The sequence below is a fragment of the Croceimicrobium hydrocarbonivorans genome, assembly GCF_014524565.1.
Taxonomy (GTDB): domain Bacteria; phylum Bacteroidota; class Bacteroidia; order Flavobacteriales; family Schleiferiaceae; genus Croceimicrobium; species Croceimicrobium hydrocarbonivorans.
Window position 1 is genome coordinate 3,378,215 of sequence record NZ_CP060139.1, and the last position, 23,601, is coordinate 3,401,815.

The following is a 23,601-nucleotide window of genomic DNA, read 5'->3' on the forward strand; positions in this document are numbered from 1 at the left end:
AGATTTCATACCTTTGCGGCCTTAAAAAAGCTATTTAATCACCTCTCGAATTATGGCAGAAATCGAATTGATCATGCCCAAAATGGGCGAAAGTGTAGCCGAGGCAACCATCATCAAATGGTTAAAGGAAGAAGGCGACACAATCGAAGCGGAAGAGTCTGTACTGGAAATTGCAACCGACAAGGTAGACAGCGAAGTACCTGCTCCGGAAGATGGGGTGCTTATCAAGAAGCTCTTTAATGAAGATGATGTAGTTCAGGTAGGGCAGGTAATTGCCATTATTCAAACTGAAGGTGGTGCCGCTGCAGCTCCTTCTGCTCCAGCATCTGAAGCCCCTGCTCAAGAAACTAGCTCTGCACCAGCTGCGGCTCAGGAAGCGGAGAAAATGGTTGCTAATGGTGTAGCTACCGCCGCGATTGAAATTCCTCGTAGTGCTAATGGTAAGTTCTTCTCTCCTTTAGTGCGCTCTATTGCCAAGGAAGAGAATGTTAGTTTGGGAGAATTGGAAAACTTAAATGGTAGTGGCTCCGAAGGTCGCGTTACCAAAGCCGATATCCTGGCCTATGTAGAAAATCGTGGATCTGCTCCAGCCGCAGCTCCTAGTGCTCCGGCACCGGCAGCGAAAAGTGCTCCCGCCGCCGCACCTGCTGCGAAATCAGCGCCAGCTCCCAAGCCCGCAGCTCCGGTATCAATCGGTGCTAATGATGAAATTATTGAGATGGACCGTATGCGCAAGATGATTGCGGATCATATGGTGATGTCTAAGCATACTTCTCCTCACGTTACTTCTTTCGTAGAAGCTGATGTTACCAATTTGGTAAACTGGAGAAATAAAGTTAAAGGAGAATTCCTAAAACGCGAAGGCGAGAAAATCACTTTTACTCCGCTTATTATTGAGGCCCTGGTGAAAGCCATCAAGGATTTCCCCATGATCAATGTAAGTGTTGATGGGACCAATATCATTAAGCGCGGTAATATCAATATTGGAATGGCCGCCGCTTTACCTAGTGGCAACCTTATTGTACCGGTAATTAAGAATGCCGACAATTACAATTTGGTGGGCTTAACCAAGCAGGTGAATGATTTGGCTCGTCGTGCTCGTGAGAACAAATTAAGTCCCGATGAAATTTCTGGAGGGACCTATACCTTAACCAATGTGGGAACCTTTGGTAATGTATTAGGAACACCTATCATCAACCAGCCTCAAGTAGCTATTATGGCCGCTGGGGCTATCATTAAGAAACCAGCGGTGGTTGAAACTCCTGAGGGAGATATGATCGCTATTCGTCATAAAATGTTCCTTAGCCATAGCTATGACCACCGTGTGGTAGATGGCGCTTTGGGAGGAATGTTTGTTCGTCGGGTAGCAGATTACCTCGAGCAGTTCGATCCCAATCGCGAATTTTAAGTTATGGAATTAAGCCTCAAACGACCTATTTGCTTTTTTGATCTGGAAGCAACCGGAACCTCGGTAACCAAAGATCGAATTGTGGAGATCAGCATCTTAAAGATCTACCCCAATGGGAATCGCGAAAGCCGCACCTGGCTGGTGAATCCGGAAATGCAAATGTCGGAAGAGGTAATAGCCATTCACGGCATAACGAATGAGAAGGTAGCTAAAGAGCCTACCTTTAAAGAATTGGCGCACCGAGTTCTTGATATGATCAAGGACTCGGATCTCGCCGGTTATAATTCCAATAAATACGACATTCCCCTCTTAGTAGAAGAATTCCTTCGTGCTGATATCGATTTCGATATGGGGAAAAGAGTCGCCGTAGATGTCCAAAATATCTTCCATAAAAAGGAGCAGCGTACGCTTAGCGCTGCCTATCAATTTTATTGTGGAAAGGTTCTGGAAAATGCGCACTCGGCCGAAGCCGATACAGAGGCCACCTATGAAATTTTGAAGAGCCAATTAGATCGTTATGAGGATCTTCAGAACGACATGAGCTATTTGGCTGAGTACAGTAACCGTTTTAAGGCGGTAGACTTTGCGGGCTTCATTATTTACAATGAAGATGGAGTAGAATGCTTCAGCTTTGGTAAGTACCGCAATCAACCAGTAGAGCAAGTTTTAGAAAGAGACCCAGGCTATTATGGTTGGGTTCAAAACGCTGATTTCCCGCTCTATACCAAAAAGGTGCTCACCTCCATTAAATTGCGAAAACTGCAGTCGTGAAGATCATTTGCATAGGTCGGAATTACGCGGATCATGCTCGTGAATTAGCAAATCAGATTCCCACCGAACCGGTAATTTTCATGAAACCGGATAGTGCTATTTTGCCTAAGGGAAACGCTTTCTTTATTCCGGACTTTAGTCAAAATGTGCAACATGAGCTGGAGATAGTAATCCGTATTGATCGACTGGGAAAACACATCGAAGAACGATTTGCCCATCGTTACTATAGTGAGTTCACTTTAGGCTTGGATTTTACTGCCCGTGATTTGCAATCTGAGCTGAAATCTAAGGGCTTGCCTTGGGAAAAAGCAAAGGCATTTGATGGTTCAGCCTTCCTTGGACCCTGGAAAAAGGTAAAAGATTTCAATCTTTCTCAATTAAATTTTAGCCTGTATCGAAATGGTGAAATGGTGCAGGAAGGAAAGAGTAGTGATATGCTTTTTTCGATTGATAAATTAATCGTTGAAGTTTCTAAGTACTTCACACTCAAGATTGGAGACTTGATATTCACCGGAACTCCTGCTGGAGTAGCAGCCGTTCAACCGAACGATAATTTGGAGCTTTTTTTAGAGGAGCAAAGTCTGGCAAGCTTGCGCGTTAAATAAAAAAAGGGCGCAAAGAATAATTACCAAATTGTTAATCGTAGTGACTTATTATATTTGTGCAACGTCAAAAACTGCACAAATACTACCTTTATGAAGAAGTTGCTACTTCTCTTTTTTGGATTCCTGCTAAGTGCGAGCTTATCAGCCCAAATCGATACTCTATTTATTGAAACTTTTGACCCCGGAGATTCTATTACTACTTTATCTCTCGGAACGGCTACCACAATATGGAAAGACACCAACAACGTCTCCATCAGTGGCAACCAATCTTATCACGGAAAGGTGCAGGCACCTGCCACTGGTTCAAACAGTTCAGAAGTTGTTTTTCGTACTAACTCATTTAGTACCGTAGGTAAGACCTTCGTATTCTTAAACTTCTATCACATTGCCAAGATTAACCAGGTGAACTCCGGCTTGATTCGTATTTCTACGGATAACGGTGTTACTTGGACTGCCTTGAATAATAACAATGTGATTTACCTCGGAACCAGTAACTGGCGTTCATCATCAAACTTCCAGGAAGCATCTTACAATATTCCTAACCAAGGTATTAACCACTGGTTTGCAGGAACAGATCCTCCCGTACAAAACTCTTGGTGGCAATCCGAGCGTTTCGATATTTCGAACTTAGCGATTGATGCCAACGGGAATGGTTACCCCAATGTGCAGATTGAATTTTCATGTTTTGAGGTATTAAATCCTAGTCCTTTTGGCCGTAGCTACGGTGATGGTTGGTGGGTTGATAACCTGGTTATTACCGGTTCTAACTGTGAGCTTTTCCCTCCATTATTTCATTTTAACTATACCCCGATTCCTTGTTTCCCAATTCGCCCAACCGGCGCAATTACTCAGGAGCCTTCCAATAACTACAAGGTTGGTGCTCGGGTAACTGATACTGTTGCAGGTGGTGCCACCCATCCAACCTGGGTGAGTGGAATTGATAGCGTAACTGTATTCTATCGGGTAATTAACTCGATGGGTACCAGCGCTTGGCAGAACTTTAATATGACCCTTACCAGTGCTAGTAACTTCGAATATCAAGGTACCTTCAACAGTGTGCAGTTGGGAGATACCATTGAATATTATTTTAAGGCTTGGGATTTAGCTTGTCCAAATACAGCGCGTTTCCCAGACTCACTGGCTAATCCACAAAATGCTTATATCCGTTTTTGGCCACAAGCCGGTTTACCCTTTAAATGCGGTGCGCCTGATTGTGGAACTCTACCAGGAACTATTAAAACCTTCCCATGGGTTGAGAATTTTGAAGGCCCGGAATGGGTAGCTGGAACCGGTATTGGTGATAACGGAACCACCCACCGTGGAAACTTCCCGAATGAGCAAACCGGAATGAGATACTGGAACTTACAACCACCAGAAAATACGGCAGGTTATGGTTGGAGTATTCGCACCGGTACTACCGGAACTCCATTTACCGGTCCAAACGGTAACCATACTCCAGGAGGCGCAAAGTACCTTTTTGCCGAAGCGTCCCAGGGACTGCTAAATACGGGAACTACCCTTATTACCCCTTGTATCGATTTGACTAATGTTACTAAATGTTATGCATTGGAATTTTATTACCATTTCTTTGGTGAAGACATGGGGACCATGCGTGTTGATATTGATACAGGTACCAATAATGCAGCTTGGTATAATGGTTACTATTTTATCCGTAAGGAGCAGCAGAAAGCTCAATCTGATCCTTGGAAACGTGCTTTGATTCCTTTGAAAGAATTTAATGGTCAGTTTATCCGAATCCGTTTATTATCGGTAAAGCAGACCAGTAAAATGGGGGCTGCTGCCCGTGGAGACATGGCCATTGATGACCTGCGAATTTTTGAACCTACTCCAGTAGATGCAGAAATCCTTGAGGTTACCGCACCGGTTGAAGGACTTTGTTCCTATGGATCAGCGGAATCCATTGAAGTGGTAATCCGAAATAATGGTTGTGACAGCTTATTGAGCTTGCCTTTGCAGATTCAAACCAATACTGGTGCTGTTCAAAGTGAAACCCTTACTCTGGCCTTAGGAACTGGAGATACAGGAACCTATACTCTGACTACCACCTCCAATATGTCAGCTCTTGGAACTTATGATATCCATGTTTGGGCTAACCATCCAATGGATACCATTCCTGATAATGATACGGCCTCAAGTGCTACCATAACGCACGTAGCCTCTTACAATACCTATCCATTGGTAATGGATTTTGAAACGGTAACACCGAATACCTCACAAACTGGCACGACCTTATTTACAACTGAAACCGGCTTAGACCCTGCTTTTGTATGGAAGGTTGGTAATGGATATACCTTTACTCGTGGTACCGGACCAAAATATGGTCACTATCAAAAAGGCCAGTACTTCTATACTGAGGCAACTGGTAGTACAGGTAATGTATCCACTTACATTGTTACCACTCAGTGTATGGACTTTACTGCTATGCCGAATGCTACTTTAGACTTCTATTATCATATGGTAGGAGCTAATGCTGATGGTATCGAGATTGAAGTAAATGAACCAGGTGTTGATGCTCCGGATGTTTGGAATCCATTAGCAGGAAGCCTCGTTAGCACTTATTCAGGAAACTATCCTCTTTCTAACTACGATTACAAACGAGTTAACCTTTCCGCTTACAATAACAAGCAGATTAAAATTCGTATCAAAGCTTCTCGCACTGGTGTAGGTGATCTAGCTGACATTGCTATCGATAAGCTGATGATTTACAATCGTATTGCTTCTGATGTTGGGGTTGAGTTTATTAATAACCCTCCGCTGTCATGGCCAGCTAACCAGGTGTTTAATCACCCGACTGCAATCGAGCAGGTGGTAGTTCGAAATTTTGGAACCAGCACGGCTACCGGCGTAACAGCTACCTTGGCTATTACCCCTAAGTGTGGTGCTAATGCCGGTGTTACTACTACCTATACCAGTACAACTACTACCAACATTCCAGCGAATAGCAGTGCTACTCTTACTATGCCGAATATTGATGTGATCATCCCTGCTGGTGAATGTGAGATTTGCGCTTATGCTAACCTGGCGGGTGATACCTATTCATTTAATGATACGGTTTGTAGAACTGTAACCGGTTTGGGTACTTATGATCTCGATTTCTATGATGATTTCGATAATTGTGATTATGATGAATATGGCTTCTTTAGCTGGTCTCCCAATAATAACTCAGGCTATTACCTCCAATGGGAGCGTGGAGAAGCACCGGCAAACAGCCAGTTCTCTTCACTTCAAGCGAGCGATAATATCTGGGCTACTGGATTAAGCACTGGCTACTATATTGATGGAAAGCAAGAGGTATTGCGTTTACCAAGCTTGGATAACTTCGATACCATTGTATCTGCAACTATTGCCTTCTACCAAAACTTGGATATGGGTAATAATGCGGCAGGTACTGTTCAGATTAGCCGTGGTGGTTGGAATGAATTAGGAGGTAACTTGGCAACCTTCTCTAATATTGGTCAGAACTGGTATACCGGCTATTTCGGTACTATTCAAGGACCTGCTGGTACAGGTGTAACTAAAGGATTTACTGGAAGCTCTGTAAACGGTGCGAACCCTTCAGGATGGGCTTACTCTGTATTCCCAATGTCGCAGTTGAACTACGAGCCTAATGCTGTTCCTTTCCGTTTCTACTTCAGTTCTACCGCAGGTGCTAACACCGCGCGTAACTTAGAAGGTTGGGCAATTGATGATTTTGAAGTGTACATTCCACCTCAAAACTCTGCCTCTCCAGAAGATTGGGTATTTACCAATCCTCTCCAGATTCCAACTTTTGCACAGCCTTTAGACATCTTTATCCGTAATACCGGAGCCAAAGTTCTGGACTCTAGCCAAGTTAAGGCACAATGGTTTGACGATGTAGCGGGTACGAACCTTACTTGGGACGGACCATTCGAATGGGCCATTTCACCACGCTTCTTTATCGAAGGCAGCCGCTTCCGTTATGATTACACCGATTCTATTCCAGGATCAGTAATCACCACCGGATTGCATAAAATGTGCTTAATCAGTCAACGTCCTAATAACAAAGTGGATAACCGTCCAAGTGATGATACCGTTTGTTATACTGTAGCTGTATTGCCAGAATATGAATTCGATATTGCTAATGGTGATACTGCTTACTGTAATAATTTCGAAGACAATAATGGTGCTTTACCTTTCATTGCCCTGAATACAGAAACTTATGCTCGTGGTCAATGGAGCTGGGAGCGTGGTACTCCAACTCAGTTCCCTGGAGCCTACAGTGGTAATGGATGTTGGATGACTGGCTTGGATAGTAACTACCGTTCTCGTGATCAATCAGGATTATTTAGCCCTGTATTTGTGATCGATACCAGCACTGCTTATGAAATGAGCTTCATGCACAAGTTTGAAACTGAGAAGTACCACGATGGTGGGGTAGTTGAAGTTACTCTAGATGGTGGTCGTAGCTGGCAAGTATTAGGTTTCGCCAATGAAACCAACTGGTACAATACCGAGTATGTTACGGCACTGGATATTATTAAGCCAGGTTGGACAGATACCGCTGACTGGGATACCGCTAGCTATGTATTCGAATTCGATACTGCTGCAAACCGCGCTGTATTCCGCTTCCGTTTCGAGAGTGACTGGTCTATTCAGGATAAAGGTTGGGCTATCGACGACTTCTGTATGACTACTACCAAGAAGAAGGCAACCTTCCGTATTGGAAACAGAGAGTACAATCCTGTACCTAACTCTTATATTGGTGAGTTAAGTCCTAACCCAACTAATGACATTACCCACTTACCGCTCTTCAATGCGGAGGCGAAGGATGTCAGCGTCACGATTGTGAACGTACTAGGACAAGCCATGATGCAGAAGGACTACCACCTTGAGCGCGGAAGTGCCTCACTGGTATTCGAAACCTTCGACTATACTCCAGGTATTTACTTCGTAAACTTGAGTATCGATGGTCAGCGTGTGACTCGCAAGCTGATTGTGAAATAAGATTATCACGGATATGATAAGAAGCCCCGGTTTACGCCGGGGCTTTTTTGTTGGCTGACGCTTCGACACAATAGCCTAATCAACAGTGACTTAAAGTCAGAGAGCTTAGAATGTTTCAGACAGGTAGTCAGCTAAATAGCCAAATTTGGCCTTGGTCTTTAATTTGATTGTTCAGGAGAAAAAAGCAAGCAATGGACCTGAGTAAATTCACCATAAAATCCCAACAGGCCGTGCAACATGCACAGGCCCTGGCAATGGAAATGCAGCACCAGGCAATACAGGCTGGTCATATATTAAAAGGAATTCAAGAAGCTGACGCGAATATTCTCGATTTCTTTTTGTCAAAAATGAGCGTCAATAAGGATGGCTTTAATTCGGCATTAGGCGGAATTTTGAAATCCTATCCCAAAGTAGAAGGAGCTAATCAGTATCTGGATCAAAGCGCCAATCAGGCATTATTAAAAGCCATGAACAAGGCGAAGTCTTTAAAAGATGATTACATCACTCTAGAGCATTTGATCTTTGGTATTTTGGATGGTTCTGATACCGTGGCTCGAATGATGAAGGATAGCGGCTTGACCAAAGAGGGTTGGGAAGCAGCTTTAAAGGAGCTGAGGAAAGGCAATCAGGCCAATTCGGCTTCCTCGGAAGAGCAATACAATGCCTTGGACAAATACGCTAAGAACCTTAATCATTTGGCAGAGGAAGGGAAGCTGGATCCGGTAATTGGTCGGGATGAAGAGATTCGTCGTGTTCTTCAAATCTTATCTCGAAGAACCAAAAACAATCCTATACTTATTGGCGAACCCGGTGTAGGTAAAACCGCAATTGCCGAAGGCATGGCGCATCGAATTATTAAAGGGGATGTCCCGGAGAATCTCAAGGACAAAAAGATTTACAGTCTTGATATGGGAGCCCTGCTGGCAGGTGCTAAGTACAAGGGTGAATTTGAGGAACGACTGAAAGCAGTAGTAAAAGAGGTCACCGAAAGTGATGGTCACTTAGTGCTCTTTATTGATGAGATCCACACCTTGGTTGGTGCGGGTGGAGGAGAAGGTGCTATGGATGCTGCCAATATCCTAAAGCCCGCCTTGGCCAGAGGAGAACTTCGCGCTATAGGAGCGACCACTCTTAATGAGTATCAAAAGTATTTTGAGAAGGATAAAGCCCTGGAGCGTCGTTTCCAGAAGGTCTTGGTAACTGAACCTGATACGGAATCAGCAATTTCCATATTACGCGGTATTAAAGAACGCTATGAAACTCACCATAAGGTGCGGATTAAGGATGAGGCAATTATAGCTTCAGTTGAATTATCCCAACGCTATATTTCCGATCGCTTTCTTCCTGATAAAGCCATTGACTTGATCGATGAGGCGGCTTCTAAACTGCGAATGGAGATTAATTCCAAACCAGAAGAGATTGATATCCTCGATCGCAAGATCATGCAATTGGAGATAGAATTAGAAGCGATCAAAAGGGAAGGGGATAAGGACAAGGAAAATCTTATTCGCGAAGAACTGGCCCAATTAAATGAGGAGCGTGATGGCCTGAATGCGAAATGGAGTTCTGAGAAATCTATTGTAGAAGGAATTCAGCAGGCTAAAGAGGAGATTGAACATTTACGCCTCAGCGCAGAGCAAGCTGAAAGAGCCGGTGATTATGGTAAAGTTGCGGAGATCCGCTATGGTAAATTGCAGGAGGCCGAAGCTAAATTGAAGAAATTCGAGGCGGAAGCAGAGGATTTGCAGAACCGTGATGCTCTTATTAAAGAAGAAGTAGATTCTGAGGATATTGCTGATGTGGTAAGTCGCTGGACCGGTATTCCCGTTAGTAAAATGCTGCAATCGGAACGTGAGAAGTTATTGCGACTAGAGCAGGAGCTACACAAAAGGGTAGTGGGCCAGGAAGAGGCCATTATGGCGGTAAGTGATGCGGTACGACGCAGCAGAGCTGGTTTACAGGATCAGAATCGTCCGATCGGAAGCTTTATCTTCTTTGGTACCACCGGAGTAGGTAAAACAGAGCTGGCCAAGGCCCTGGCGGAATTCTTGTTTGATGATGAAAATGCCATGACTCGCATTGATATGAGCGAGTATCAGGAGCGTCATTCTGTAAGCCGCTTGATTGGTGCACCTCCCGGATATGTGGGATATGATGAAGGTGGGCAGCTTACCGAAGCCGTGCGCCGTAAACCTTATTCCGTGGTACTACTGGATGAAATTGAAAAGGCGCATCCCGATGTATTCAATATCCTCTTACAGGTATTGGATGAAGGTCGACTCACGGATAATAAGGGTAGGGTTGCCAATTTCAGGAATACGCTGGTGATTATGACCTCGAACATGGGTTCCAATTTGATTATGGAACGCTTCAGTGAAATAACTGGGGCCAATAAATTTCAGGTTTATGAAGATACTCGTGCAGAGCTCATGCAATTGTTACGTCAAACGGTAAGGCCTGAGTTCTTAAATCGGATTGATGAAAGCATTATGTTCCTTCCTCTGGAGAAAAAGGATCTGATGCAGATTGTACGATTGCAATTAAATAGAGTGAAAAAGCAATTGGCAGATCAACAAATTACTTTGGAGGCAACTGATGCGGCAGTGCAGTATTTAGCAGATGTGGGATATGACCCGCAATATGGTGGTCGTCCGGTGAAGAGAGTGATTCAAAAACGAGTGCTGAATGAATTATCCAAGAAGATTCTATCCGGAGAAATTCATAAAGACGAGGTCATCCTCCTGGATTTGGATGAACAAGAATCGCTGGTATTCAATAATGCCACTATCGATCTGAATTTAGATTAAAATTTAAGCATAAAAAAAGGCGGCTCCTTTCGGGCCGCCTTTTTATTTATTTCAAAGTGATTTATTCTTTCACCAATTGCATGGTAGAACGGAATTCATCATTAGTGATTTCTAAAAGATAAACACCCGCAGCACGATCGCGGATATCAATTTCCATTTCGTTTCCACTATTGGTATTAAATGGAGCTTCCCAAATCAAAGCGCCACTTAAATCGCTAATGCGAACCATAGTATGGATTTGGATTGGATGGGCACTACTTAAATGATACAAGCCATTAGCTGGGTTAGGGTAGATACGTAATCCTGAAGCTAAAACTTCCTCATTCATTCCAATACCAGAACTGTCAACTACAGAGAAATCATCAATGGCAATATCACTACTAAAGCCACTTCCAGTTTTTCCGCGATATCGAATACTGATGGTTTTACCTACATGTGCGCTTAAGTCAACAGTTAAGGGCTGCCATTGCGAACCTTGGTTTCCAACCACAGCTGGCGCTACATCAAGATACCAACGATAACCATCGTATAAATCTACCGCCAATCTTCCCATTTCAGTACCATTCATATGATAGTAAATGGTGGCATGCGGACGAGCGGTTGATGATAGATCAATACAAGGAGTAACAACCATGGCCTCTGCACTGTCACAATCACCCGAAGCTTCTAGGTATAAGTATTGACCATTGCTGGTACCTGGATTGAAATCCAAATTAGGACCGGTACCGGAACTGGTGGTTGGACCACTCCAGGTTCGGAAATCAATGAAGTCACCGACCAGGTTTTGATAATTATACCAGCCATCAGTTAGAGGGCATGTAACTGCCTCGCAAGTAATGTTTTCCACACATCTGGTGAAGCTTTCAAAATCCTGGCTGTAAGGGACTTGTACGGTGGTTGAAGCGCTACCGACAATACGGAAATTAGCTTTTAAAGAATCATTAAAGGCATTTCCATCGCCACTAGTCTTGGCCCAGAACTCATAGTTTAAGTTCACATTATTAAGCAGGTTCACCCGATTGTTCTGGAAATTATAAATCAAGGTATCACCAGGATTTAAACTGCGATTAATGGTTTCAACACTTGCTCCGCTAGTACCGATACGACGGAATCCTACGTCGATACCACTTACTGTATTAGTTCCGGTATTGCGAATTAATAATACAGGAATGTCACTGTCACCAGTGCTTACACAGTTAGGTAATTCTGCTTTTCCGGGGTTCAGAACTTGCTCCAAAACAATATCGGTAGGTACTGCACAATTAAATACACCAGGGCTTTTCTCAATGGCATTTGAGCGGAAACCTACAGAGGTATCATTAACCACAGAGGCTACTGCAAACCAATCCACTACGGTAGGATTATGAGATATCCAGGCATCAGACACTGTTACATAGTCTACTGAGTCCATGTATTTAGCGCCAAGTTTGTACACTACATAGCCACTAGCACCATTCACATCATTCCAATCTAAATGCACGCTATCTGGACATGCGGCGATAATGTTAATAGGAGCTGGAATTTGTATGATGGTCATTGGACCTACCATAACGGTATCGTTTGCATTGCGTACTCTTATGAATACATTATCGCTTACTACATTGGGAACCACCCAATTTACCTGGCGAGCATTTGCGGTTGTGTTAACCATAAACCAGTTTGTGCCACCATCTAATGAGTATTCAACTGTATGACTGGTATTGGCTGCATTATCCCAACGGATTAACTCTGAATGTCCCGTTGGGAAGGCCATACCTTCATTGGGATAGGTTAAAATCAACTCGGTGCTTTCGTAATAGGCAATTACGAAAAAGCGCTGATCTCCACCGGTAGGAACATTATATCCTTTAATTTTCACAGAGGCACTACCAGCTGCTGGATTATCCAATGTCACTTGCTCGATATTGTTTAAGGAATCGCGTTGACGAGTAGCCAGGCTGTTCAAGGTAGTGGCATTAGGCGCGGGGTTTAAAACCCAAGGCTGGTAAGTGTTCCCACCAATCGTAACTTCCATGTCTAAATCATTTACCAAATCGCGAGCTGCGGCAGGTGATGCTTGGCGATCCGGCCAAATAACCATGAAGCGAGCTTGAGCTGTATTGGCAGGGATATTGAAAGTGAAAGTAGCGGAATCACCAGTGCCTACACTATCGGTAGTAAACCAGCCATTTTCCAATACTTCATAAGCACGACGAGCATTAATACGTCCGTAGCCATAACGGTAATCCGGTCCTGCATTTCCCAAATCATCGGCAGTATTCATCAATACGCCTTTTAATAAAGAACCATGTGCTTCTGAACCTCCGTTTAAGTCTTTATAAGCTTGCATTAATACCGCTAAAGTTCCAGTCACTCCAGGGCAGGCCATAGAAGTACCCGTTTTAATTTCGTAGCCATTAGGTCCTCGTAGATCAGAGGTAGAATTTACATCTGTTCCCACCGCACAAACATCCGGCTTAATACGGCCATCAGTTGCGGGTCCGCGACTGCTAGAATTGGCTAATCCATCGGTGTGAGTAACATTCCCTACGGTAACTACATTCTTAGCTTGTTTATGTCCACCGGTAATATTTCCCCAGCCGATTCCGGCTCCGTAATTATTGCTACAAGTTTGGCTGCCATTATTACCAGATGAAAAAACATGTAACATATTGGGGTTGTCATAGGCATCTTTATCCAATTGCTGAGACCAGGTGCTGTAGCCACCATTACAACCATTGGAGAAGGAGTTTGAGGTTAAGCGCGCATTAATACTGCTGTATAAATTATCAGCATCATTTAAATTAACGGGATATTCGTGATAAAACATGTCCACTCCTGGAGCCATTCCTCTTGCTTGAGGATCTCCGTTCCCAGCACCTGCAATGGTACCCGCGGTATGATCACCGTGATCAGAACCTGCTGATAGAGGAGAGCCACTCGTAAAGCGACCTTTAAAATCGATATGATCGACAATACCACCCGCATCATTATGCGCCACCATAATTCCGCTTCCGTCATAATTCAATCCACCATTGAATTGTGCTTGCTGTAAAAAGTTTACTCGGTGGTTGGTTCCAGCCTGATAGTTTTCAGGTTCTCCCGGAGCATACTTCTCCTCGATATACTGAAGACAGCCCATATCAAGAAGTAGGTCCATTTGCTCTGGATCGAGTACGATTTCAAAGCGACGGTCACTTTCTTTCTGATCGAGAATCTCAATGCCCTGACTTTGTAAGTTTTGAAGCACATTCAAATGGCTGATTCCTGGGAAGTATTGTACCCACAGAATTAAACTTTGACCATCTGCGGCCCAGGCCCACTCATTATAATTATGAGTATAGAGAGGTTTAGATAAACGCCAGGCATCTTTCAAATTGAAAACTCTACCCCCGGCATTTTCCAAATTGGCTTTTGCTTGAGCATAGTTTGCTTGGCTTACCCGAGCAAAGGCGGCATTATGAGGGATATAATCAAGGGTTTCAAAACCAAATAAATCCTGTCCAACCTTCAAATTTGTATGCTGAACAAGGACATAACGGTAAGAGCTAAAGCTGATATTTCGACCATTGTCAATGGCATCGGCTCCAACAGTTTCGTTTAGAAATAGAATTGGTTTTTGACTTTCGGTATTTTGGGCAGAGAGGATTTGGCCACAAAATAGTAGTCCGAGAAGTATCAATTTCTTCATAGAGATAATTTTAGGGTCCGTAAATATACTCCATAATCATTAACATTTCTTTTACATAGAATAGAGATTTGGGTCAAAGCCAATTAGCAGGAACTATCACCTCATAAGAATATAAGCATGAACCTTAGCCTTTGATTCTGGATTAGTAGATTTGAATTCCAATTTTTAAAGCACCAAATGCGTAAAATAGTATTCTCGCTGGCCTTGAGTTTGTATTCAATTCTGAGTATTGCTCAAGCGACCGCTTCCTCTGCCATATTACACCATGTTCATCAATTGCAAAACCCCTTAAGGGTACTCTATTTAGCCGCTCATCCGGATGATGAAAATACCCGCATGATTTCATGGTTGGCGAATGATATTGGTGCCCAAACTGCCTATTTGAGCCTTACACGAGGTGATGGTGGTCAAAATTTGATTGGAACAGAGCTGGGAGCTGAGCTTGGGATTTTACGTACCCAAGAATTGATGCAAGCTCGAAACCTGGATGGTGGACAACAGTTTTTTAGTCGGGCGGTAGATTTTGGATACAGCAAGAATCCTGAGGAAACTTTCGAGCATTGGGATAAAGAACAAGTTTTAAGTGATGTAGTGCGAGTAATTCGTTATTTCCGCCCTCATATCATAATCACCCGCTTTCCACCGGATTCCAGAGCTGGTCATGGTCATCATACTGCCAGTGCGATGTTGGCTTTGGAGGCCTTCGACAAAGCCGCCGACCCTAAAGCTTTTAAGGAAACCAATTTGGAGGCCTGGCAGGTAAGTCGGATTTTCTGGAACCACAGTTCTTGGTGGGAACCAAAATTAGATAGCATCGCAGCCAATGATCCTACTTATTATGTGGTAGATGTTGGCACCTACGTTCCTGAATTAGGCTTGTCTTGTAATGAATTGGCGAGTTACAGTCGTAGTCAGCATAAAAGCCAGGGTTTTGGAGTGGCTGTGGATCGTGGTAGCCAGAATGAGTATTTGAAACTCATGAAAGGAGAGGCTCCTGAATCCAGCATTTTTGCGGGTTTACCCATGAATTGGAAGGATTATGGTTACCCTGATATTGCAGAAGGACTGGCGGCCATCGAAGCCAATTTCGACCCTCAGGCTCCTTATAAATCTTTGGAGGCCATTTTGGATTTGCATGCAAAGCTTCGCATGAACGCAGGTAAACGAATTTTAGAAAGTCGCTATTTAGTCGATCAACTTAATCAATTGGCTGCTGAATGTATTGGCTTGAAATTGGAAATTCTGGCTGAGAATGAATACGTGGTGGGAGGCGAAAAGCCTAAATACACGGCTAGAGCCATTCAACGCAGTCCCTTGCCCATTCAAATCGAAAAACTATCAGAATGGAAGTCTGAGTATAAAGCGAAAACCGGTCCGGTAGATTTAAGCACTAATGTATTGATGGAAGCTCCTCTGCAAGGGGATATTCTGGATGATGAAATGGTGAGCTCCCAACCCTATTGGTTAAGAGCGCCCTATGAAGATATGTTCTCTACTCCGGTAGCCGATTGGCAATTAAAGCCCGAAACTGCTCCTTATGGAGGTGCCCAGGTATCGGTGTATTACAAGGAAAAGGCATTTAGTCTCTATGTTCCTGTTCGCTATAAATTTTCGGATCGGGTGGATGGTGAAATTGAAAGACCTTTAATGATAGTGCCGGAGCTCACGGTAAAGAGTAATACTGCTAAACTCTTTTTCCTGGATGATCAGGCACAAGAATTGAATCTGGATTTTAGAGCATTCAAAGCCGGAAAATACAGCATTAGCTTAATGACCGAAGGATGGGAGATTAGTCCTTCAAGCTTTGAATTGAATTTTGAAGCCAAAGGAGATTGGCAAACCCAAAAGCTCAGCATTAAACCCAAAATGGGAGCCGGGCCTACTTCACTAATTGTTTTGCAACAAAAAAAGGAGGGCGAAGAGACTCAATTAATACCCTTGCAAAATTTAGTGGAGATCGATTATCCCCATATCGACAAACGCATGGTTTTGGAAAACCCGGGCATCAGTCTATACCCCTTAAATCTTAAAAAGAAAGGCGAGAAAGTAGCCTATATAGTTGGGGCGGGTGATAAGGTGCCGGAAGCCTTAGTACAGATGGGCTATGAAGTCACCATCCTCGATGAGCAGAGTATGCGCGAAACCGATTTAAGTCAGTTTCAGGCTGTACTATTAGGTATCCGCGCATATAATACCCAAGATTGGTTATGGCAGCGGCAGGAGCAATTAATGAATTATGTGAAAGCAGGAGGGAATGTGATTGTACAATATAATACCCGCGCTCGAAATTTCCAGGGGACAGATTTTGCCCCATATCCCTTCAGCATTTCCCGCGAGCGGGTTACGGAGGAAAAGGCAGAAGTTCGTTTTACCGATGCCGAACATCCGCTACTCAATCGTCCTAATAAAATCGTGAAAGCAGATTTTGACAATTGGGTTCAAGAAAGAGGACTGTACTTTGCCGATTCTTGGGATGAAGCTTATACCACTCCATTGGCCTGGCATGATAAGGGAGAACCCGATCGCTTAGGTGGATTATTAATTGCAAACTATGGCCAGGGCGCCTTTATGTATACCGGAATTTCATTCTTCCGAGAATTACCAGCCGGTGTATCCGGAGCCTACAGATTATTAGCCAATATGATATCCTATGAAACTGGAAACCCCTGATAAGCTCAAGTGGCGCCAGATCTACAGTGGGGTACTCATGTTTCTCTTTCTGCAGATCGTATTTTATTATCTAATTACCGCATACTACGCCTAGATGAGCACGCTGGATTGGATTGTTCTTTTTGGAACCTTGTTTGCCATAGTAGCCTATGGTACCTGGCGCACACGTAAGTCGCGCGATCTAAACGATTATCTGCGGGGTGGTAATGAAATGCGCTGGCTTACCATTGGCTTATCCGTAATGGCCACCCAGGCTTCGGCCATCACCTTTTTAAGTGCCCCTGGATTAGGCTATGAGTCTGGTTTACGCTTTGTGCAGTTCTATTTCGGATTGCCTATTGCCTTAGTGATAATTTCCGCCTTCATTATCCCCATTTATTATCGCCTCAAGGTTTATACTGCCTATGAGTATTTGGAGTCGCGATTCGATTTAAAAACCCGTCTTTTGGCCGCCTTACTTTTCTTGGTACAAAGAGGTCTGGCTGCCGGATTAACCATTTTTGCTCCGGCCATTATTCTTTCTACTATCCTGGGCTGGAACCTTCAGTTCACCAATTTATTTGTGGGCTTCTTGGTGATTGTATATACCGTTACCGGAGGTTCCAAAGCCGTAAGTATTACCCAAAAATTACAGATGGGAATTATCCTTTCGGGGATGGCCCTGGCATTTATACTCTTAGCCATCCGCATTCAAGATTATGTGGATTTAGGTACGGCCTTCAAATTGGCCGGATCAGCAGGTAGAATGGAAATCTTGGACTTTGATTTCGATCTCAAAGAGCGCTATACCGTTTGGAGTGGTTTAACCGGAGGTTTGTTTTTAGCCTTGTCCTATTTTGGAACCGATCAGAGTCAGGTGCAGCGCTATCTCAGTGGTAAAGACATCCGCGAAAGCCGTTTAGGTCTGATGTTTAATGCCTTGCTTAAAATCCCAATGCAGCTCTTTATCCTCCTTACTGGGGTTTTAGTATTTGTATTCTATCTCTATGTGAAACCACCGGTTTTCTTTAATGAGGTGGCATTAGAGCGTTTGGAGCAAACAGAATATGCCGATGAATTGCGGGATATTGAGAGGCGCTACGATCAAAACTATTTCGAACTGCAAGCCAGTAGATCCGAATATGAGATTGCTTTGGAGCAGGATAACTTCCGTAATGAGACGGTTTCCCGCGAGGTTTTCCTGAAGCGATTGAATGAGGATAAAGAATTAAGAGCTGAGGTAAAGGATTTGCTTTTAAAGGCCGATCCGAAATTTAAGGTTAAGGACACCAATTATGTCTTCCTCAATTTTGTGATGGACTATTTGCCTGTGGGGGTGATCGGACTCATTATCGCCTTGATATTTTCCGCAGCTATGTCGAGCACCTCTAGTGAATTGAATGCCCTGGCTACTACCACTTCGGTAGACTTTTATAATCGACTTTTCCATAAGGAAGCCACCGAAAAACAACAATTGTGGATTTCCAAAGCACTAACGGTGTTCTGGGGTCTATTGGCAATCAGCTTTGCCTTGGTCGCCAATCTCTTTGATAATTTGATCGAAATGGTGAATGTGCTGGGATCGCTCTTCTATGGAACCATATTGGGGATATTCCTGGTAGCCTTTTTTATCAAGCGTATTAAGGGTGGAGTGGTATTTTATGCAGCTCTAATTGCGGAGGCTGCGGTGCTTATCATCCATTTTGCACAAGTGTACAACTGGCCCTTCCTAGGTAATTTACAGGTGGAATACCTCTGGTATAATGTAATTGGCTGTGGCTTGGTAATGCTCTTTAGCTTTTTATTTCAGGCCCTTGGTCCTAAGAAGGCTTAAAGTCGAATCCAAAGTTGATCCTCATAGAAATTTTGACTGTCGCTAAAGCGCTGTTCAATCTTAAAGCCATGTTTTTCGGCTAATTGCTGTAAATCGCGGGGGCTGTATTTTCGACTGGTCTCCGTATGAATAGCTTCATGGCGGTCGAAATGAAAGCTCCTTCCAGCTTTTTCAATGTAGATATCCTGAGTTTCCAGAGATAGGAGATAAGAGCGGCTTTCGCCACTATGCGGATCATAGTTATTATAATGGCGGAATTTGCTCAGGTCAAACTGCCCACCTAATTCATCATTAATGCGACGCAGGATATTGAAGTTAAAGGCAGCGGTGATACCCATACTATCATTGTACGCGGCTAAAATTTTATTGGGATCCTTTTTAAGATCGATTCCTAATAGGAGATGATCTCTAGGTTTTAAGCTTTGATGCAGGTGGCTCATAAAGACATCCACATTATCGCGGCGGAAATTTCCAATATTACTACCCAGAAAAAGCACGCATAAGGCCTTATCATCCATTTGGGCCAATCGGCTTAAAGCCGAAAAGTACTCATCAGCCATAGGCTCAAATTCAAGCTCTGGAAGCCAGTGGTTCAGATTGGTGCTGATTATTTCCAAGGCATTGGAAGAGATGTCGATAGGATGGTAGCTAAATTCTTTTTTTGCATCCAAAGCGGCTTCCAACAAATAGCGAGTTTTGGTGCCATCACCAGCCCCTAGTTCGGCCAAGCGAAATCCTTGTTTGGGTAAATGGGCACAAATCTGCGGCGATTGTTCTTTAAGAATTTCGGCTTCGGCGCGACTCAGATAATACTCATCCAATTGCATAATCTGCTGGAAGAGGCGGTCGCCCTCGCTATTGTAAAAGTATTTGGAAAGTAAATATTTGTCATTGGCCTCTAGGCCTTCGATTACTTCTCTTAGGAAATCACTCATTTTGATGGATGTCTTTTGCCAGCCTTAAGCCGGTGAATTGCCAACGGAACCAGGGATGAAAAAAATTGCGGTAGGTCTCGCGTGAATGGCCCTCAGGACTGGCAATGGAAGCCCCTCGTAATACCATTTGGTTGACCATAAACTTGCCATTGTATTCGCGAGCCGGACCTTCATATTCCTGATATCCCGGATAAGGTAAATAGGCACTATTAGTCCATTCCCAACGATCGCCCCAGCTAAATTGTTTGTTGGCAATTTCCCACTCCGCTTCAGTGGGCAGACGCAATCCGCACCAGCGACTATAAGCATAAGCCTCATAAAAACTAATGTGGGTAACAGGGGAGTCCAAAGGAAGCTGTTCTAAACTGCTCAAGCTAAATCGGTACCATTGCCCGTCTTTTTGTACCCAATACAATGGGGCTTCAATCTTTTCTTGCATACGCCAGGCCCATCCATCCGAATGCCAATAATCAGGCTTTTGATAGCCGCCCTCCTCCATAAATTCGAGCCACTCAGCATTACTGACCAAGCCTTTGGAGATAGCATAGGCATTGAGGTAAACCTTATGCTGGGGTCCTTCATTGTCAAAATGAAAGTCGGGACCATTCGTTCCCATTTCATAAATCCCACTTTGCTGATGAATCCATCCTTTTTCTGTAGCATTTGGATTTCGATCTTCCTTAAAACCGGGATCATAGACCGGATAAAAGGCCTGTTGTGCCAGGGCTTTCTTAAAGTCGGTTAGAAATAGCTCTTGATGCTGTTGCTCATGATTTAAGCCCAATTCGAGAGTATCCAAAATGCCAGGGTCTAAATCAGGTCCATTTAAAAGCACTTCAATTTTGGCATCGATCTTTTGCCGGTATTCCCGCACTTCATTTAAGGAGGGTCGGGTTAAGGATGCACGTGCAGCGCGATCTACCCTCGGACCTAGGGCCTCATAATAACTATTGAAGTAATAGCTGTAATGCTCATCAATGGCTTGAAATTTAGCTCCTTCTATGGCCTGAATCACCAGGTATTCGAAAAACCAGGTACAATGACCAAGATGCCATTTGGGAGGACTGGCTTCAAAAGTACTTTGGGCCAAATAGTCTTCTTCCTGAAGTGGAGCCATGAGTTGCAGGCTGTGCTGTCGTATTTCTTGATAGCGAATACGCAGCTTTTCTTGTCTGTTCACTAGCTGAATTATGATAGGGTAATTTAGCTTTTGTGAATTTTATCAGCAATAAAAAACCGCCCAAATGGCGGCTTAAATTTTAATCCTGTCCGATAATTATTTCGTCTTCTGGTGGGATGTCATTACTAGTGTCGGTAACAATGGGTTGAGGTTCTTGATAAAGTTCCTCCCGATCGTCATTTTTAGAGCAGGCTGCCGCAATAAGGAGCAAGGCCGCTACTGGAATGAGCTTTTTCATCTTTTTAGTTTTAGTTAGCAACTAAATTAGATGAAAGTCCAGCGGGCTACTTGTCAATCCTTGTTGGTAAAGGCTTAAGCTTTAGTTAAATAGTGCACTTTGTAAGGTTTGCTGAATTTAAAATTGCACAATAATACCAATCGAAGGAATGCGAGTGCCATTGCCGTTTTCCAATAATTTGGTGTCGTAGCGCTGTTGATTAGCTGGAGCACCGGGGTTCAAAATGATAGGATTTCCCTGAGCATCTCGGTTTAATGCCAAAAGAGGTTCACCATCAACGGCCTGTCCTAGTAAATTCTGAACATCGAAGTAAACGTTCAAGGACCAGGATTCGAAGAACCATTTTTTGTCAACGCGGATGTTCACCCGATTGAAATTATCAAAACGCAATTCATTAAATCGACTCCAATCGGGCAGACCGCGGCGATTGAGATCATATACCTGAACTAGGGAGCTAGTGGCAATATCGGTTGGGGTATAAGGCGCACCACCCAAGAATTGATACTGCATGCCTATTTCCCAGTTCTTGCCAAATTTCTTACCCCCGGTTAGGGTGATGATATTTTGATTATCCCAGGAGGAGGGCACTAAATTTCCTGCGGCATCTTCAAACTCTGATTTAACCAAGGTATAAGCCAGGGTTCCAAACCAACCATCGTAAAGCTTTTGCTGATAGAGGAATTCCAAACCATAGGCACGCCCCTGAGAACTGGAAACCGCCGGTTCATTGCCAATCACCCCAAAGTCACTACCCAGGTTTGCCAGAGTAATACCACGTTCTGTTAAGAAAGGATAGTTGGCGTAAATCTTATAAAAGCCTTCCAGACTGATCTTAGCATTAAAGGGTAGGTAATAAGCAAAGCCCGCTACCATATGCTGTGTACTGATATAGGTCAAATCTTTATTTACCAGGCTATAATTGGTATCGCGGAATCCTAATGAGGTATAAGGCGGTAATTGGTAGTAGATGGAGTAATTGGCATTAAAGCTCAGCTCCGAATTGATATTATAGGTAAAGGCCACCTTGGGTGAAATCTGCGAAAGGGGATTGGCAGTTTTAGCATTAAAGCTATTTCCCTCTAATCTTAAACCCAAGTTCAAGCTGATTTTTTCATCCCAGAAACTGCGGTTGGCATTGCTGAATATATAATATTGGTACAAGCGTAAATCGGTTTCATAATTACGAGCTTCGGCCTCAGGTGGAACGCGTAAGTCTACCTCGCTGGTTTGGTATTTAATTTCTTCGAAACCTAATCCATTGGTCAGGCGCCAGCCATTGCTGCGACGGAAATTTTCGATCCGTAGTTTATTCTCAATTTCCTGACTTTGATAATCCAATAATTGCTGACCATTCACTTCATCATTATCCTCGTATTTATAGGCAACATTATTGAGCATAAAGCGACTCAAAATAAAGTTGGTATAAGACTTCTCACCAAAGTGGGTAAACTTGGCACCTACCGAATAATTCCATTGCTCATTCACCGGTAAAAAGGCCAATTGAAATTGCTGGGTTTCCGTTTCATTGGCATCCAAATTCAATTTGAATTGATCGATGGCACCCAAGCCAATAAAGGTGAGCTGGTTTTTCTCATCAAACTTGTGTTTGATCTTTACCTGAAAGTCATTGTAAGTGGGAAGGAAAGGAAGTTCCAATACCGAAAATAAAAACTGCAAATAGGAGCGACGGGCGGAGGCTAAGAAGGTGGTTTTTTCACTTAAGGGGCCTTCCAGAGTTAAACCCACTTCGGAGGCACCCACCTGAAAGATACCGCCAATTTTATCGCTACGACCATCTTTAAGTTTAATGTCCAGCACCGAACTCAGGGCATTGGCTTTTTCTACCGGAAAGGCCGAGGTGTACAGGTCTACCTCTCGAATAAAGTTCACATTAAGCAAACCTACCGGTCCACCGGAACTGCCTTGGGTAGAGAAGTGATTGATGCTGGGGATTTCAATTCCATCCAAAAAGAAGCTGTTTTCATTGGGCGCCCCACCACGAATAATGATGTCATTCCGGAAATTAGGGGTGGACGCTACTCCCGGCAAGGATTGAATTACCAAAGAGATATCCTGATTACCACCAGGATTACGCTGAATTTCATTTATTCCCAGAGTACTAACGGAAACCGGACTCTCATCCTTACGGGTGATGCGATCTTGAGCGGTTACACTTACTTCCCCCAGAGTTTGATTGCTTTCCGAAAGGGCGAAATTGATCACAATAGGACGAGAGCGACTCACCTGAACCTCATACTCGGTTTTGTTGGTATAGCCTACAAAGGAGGCGGTAACATTATAAAGTCCTGGTTCTAGCTCCAGCACATAATTACCATCTACATCGGTACTGGTACCGGTAGTAGTGCCTTCTATAACCACATTTGCGAAGGGGAGGGGCTCATTATTAATCTCATCGTATACCCGTCCTTTAATTTGGCCCTTTTGGGCAGATAAGCCAGAACTTAAAGCTAAAGCAAAGCAGAGGAAGCGTACTTTCAATTTTGTCGATTTTTTGTTG

At 43.6% G+C, this 23,601-nt stretch carries 12 protein-coding genes; 7 read left to right on the top strand and 5 right to left on the bottom strand.

What is annotated here, in order from left to right; genetic code table 11:
- Positions 1–52: 52 nt before the first annotated feature.
- The 5 genes from H4K34_RS15130 (at position 53) to clpB (ending at position 10,577) form a co-directional block, all read left to right on the top strand.
- Positions 53–1,408 (top strand): dihydrolipoamide acetyltransferase family protein, encoded by a 1,356-nt coding sequence (locus tag H4K34_RS15130; protein WP_210758228.1) that lies wholly within the window; start codon positions 53–55, stop codon positions 1,406–1,408.
- A 3-nt stretch (positions 1,409–1,411) separates the two neighbouring features.
- Positions 1,412–2,179 (top strand): 3'-5' exonuclease, encoded by a 768-nt coding sequence (locus H4K34_RS15135; protein WP_210758229.1) that lies wholly within the window; start codon positions 1,412–1,414, stop codon positions 2,177–2,179.
- Complete coding sequence (locus tag H4K34_RS15140) at positions 2,176–2,784, top strand: fumarylacetoacetate hydrolase family protein (protein ID WP_210758230.1); 609 nt, start codon at positions 2,176–2,178, stop codon at positions 2,782–2,784. Before H4K34_RS15135 ends, H4K34_RS15140 begins: the two co-directional genes overlap by 4 nt.
- Before the next feature lie 90 nt (positions 2,785–2,874).
- Entirely contained in the window at positions 2,875–7,770 is a 4,896-nt protein-coding gene (locus H4K34_RS15145) for a T9SS type A sorting domain-containing protein (RefSeq protein ID WP_210758231.1), read from the top strand.
- Positions 7,771–7,961: 191 nt separating this feature from the next.
- Positions 7,962–10,577, top strand: coding sequence for an ATP-dependent chaperone ClpB (gene clpB / locus H4K34_RS15150; RefSeq protein WP_210758232.1), 2,616 nt, complete (start codon positions 7,962–7,964; stop codon positions 10,575–10,577).
- 61 nt (positions 10,578–10,638) lie between these two features.
- Here the strand turns inward: clpB and H4K34_RS15155 are convergent, their stop codons facing one another.
- Complete coding sequence (locus H4K34_RS15155; RefSeq protein WP_210758233.1) at positions 10,639–14,247, bottom strand: S8 family serine peptidase; 3,609 nt, start codon at positions 14,245–14,247, stop codon at positions 10,639–10,641.
- A gap of 177 nt (positions 14,248–14,424) precedes the next feature.
- Between H4K34_RS15155 and H4K34_RS15160 the strand changes: the two genes are divergently transcribed.
- Together H4K34_RS15160 and H4K34_RS15165 are read left to right on the top strand one after the other, a co-directional pair.
- On the top strand, positions 14,425–16,917 hold the full coding sequence (locus tag H4K34_RS15160) for a PIG-L family deacetylase (RefSeq protein ID WP_210758234.1): 2,493 nt from the start codon (positions 14,425–14,427) through the stop codon (positions 16,915–16,917).
- Positions 16,918–17,011: 94 nt separating this feature from the next.
- Entirely contained in the window at positions 17,012–18,730 is a 1,719-nt protein-coding gene (locus tag H4K34_RS15165; protein ID WP_210758235.1) for a sodium:solute symporter, read from the top strand.
- Here H4K34_RS15165 and H4K34_RS15170 read toward each other — a convergent pair.
- The 4 genes from H4K34_RS15170 to H4K34_RS15185 form a co-directional block, all read right to left on the bottom strand.
- Positions 18,727–19,665, bottom strand: a complete 939-nt coding sequence (locus H4K34_RS15170) for an L-histidine N(alpha)-methyltransferase (protein ID WP_210758236.1) — start codon at positions 19,663–19,665, stop codon at positions 18,727–18,729. The genes H4K34_RS15165 and H4K34_RS15170 overlap by 4 nt on opposite strands.
- Positions 19,658–20,845, bottom strand: a complete 1,188-nt coding sequence (egtB, locus tag H4K34_RS15175; RefSeq protein ID WP_246452131.1) for an ergothioneine biosynthesis protein EgtB — start codon at positions 20,843–20,845, stop codon at positions 19,658–19,660. The genes H4K34_RS15170 and egtB overlap by 8 nt, the downstream gene beginning before the upstream one ends.
- A gap of 79 nt (positions 20,846–20,924) precedes the next feature.
- Complete coding sequence (locus tag H4K34_RS15180; RefSeq protein WP_210758237.1) at positions 20,925–21,083, bottom strand: hypothetical protein; 159 nt, start codon at positions 21,081–21,083, stop codon at positions 20,925–20,927.
- 117 nt (positions 21,084–21,200) lie between these two features.
- Positions 21,201–23,582 carry a TonB-dependent receptor gene (locus tag H4K34_RS15185; RefSeq protein ID WP_210758238.1) on the bottom strand — a complete coding sequence of 794 codons (2,382 nt, stop codon included), beginning with the start codon at positions 23,580–23,582 and terminating at the stop codon, positions 21,201–21,203.
- Between the last annotated feature and the right edge of the window lie 19 nt (positions 23,583–23,601).

Bases quoted from the DNA above. Each gene is read 5' to 3' on its own strand.
- H4K34_RS15130 (WP_210758228.1), top strand. From the start codon at position 53: ATGGCAGAAATCGAATTGATCATGCCCAAAATGGGCGAAAGTGTAGCC.
- H4K34_RS15135 (WP_210758229.1), top strand. From the start codon at position 1,412: ATGGAATTAAGCCTCAAACGACCTATTTGCTTTTTTGATCTGGAAGCA.
- H4K34_RS15145 (WP_210758231.1), top strand. From the start codon at position 2,875: ATGAAGAAGTTGCTACTTCTCTTTTTTGGATTCCTGCTAAGTGCGAGC.
- clpB (WP_210758232.1), top strand. From the start codon at position 7,962: ATGGACCTGAGTAAATTCACCATAAAATCCCAACAGGCCGTGCAACAT.
- H4K34_RS15155 (WP_210758233.1), bottom strand. From the start codon at position 14,247: ATGAAGAAATTGATACTTCTCGGACTACTATTTTGTGGCCAAATCCTC.
- H4K34_RS15160 (WP_210758234.1), top strand. From the start codon at position 14,425: ATGCGTAAAATAGTATTCTCGCTGGCCTTGAGTTTGTATTCAATTCTG.
- H4K34_RS15165 (WP_210758235.1), top strand. From the start codon at position 17,012: ATGAGCACGCTGGATTGGATTGTTCTTTTTGGAACCTTGTTTGCCATA.
- H4K34_RS15170 (WP_210758236.1), bottom strand. From the start codon at position 19,665: ATGAGTGATTTCCTAAGAGAAGTAATCGAAGGCCTAGAGGCCAATGAC.
- H4K34_RS15180 (WP_210758237.1), bottom strand. From the start codon at position 21,083: ATGAAAAAGCTCATTCCAGTAGCGGCCTTGCTCCTTATTGCGGCAGCC.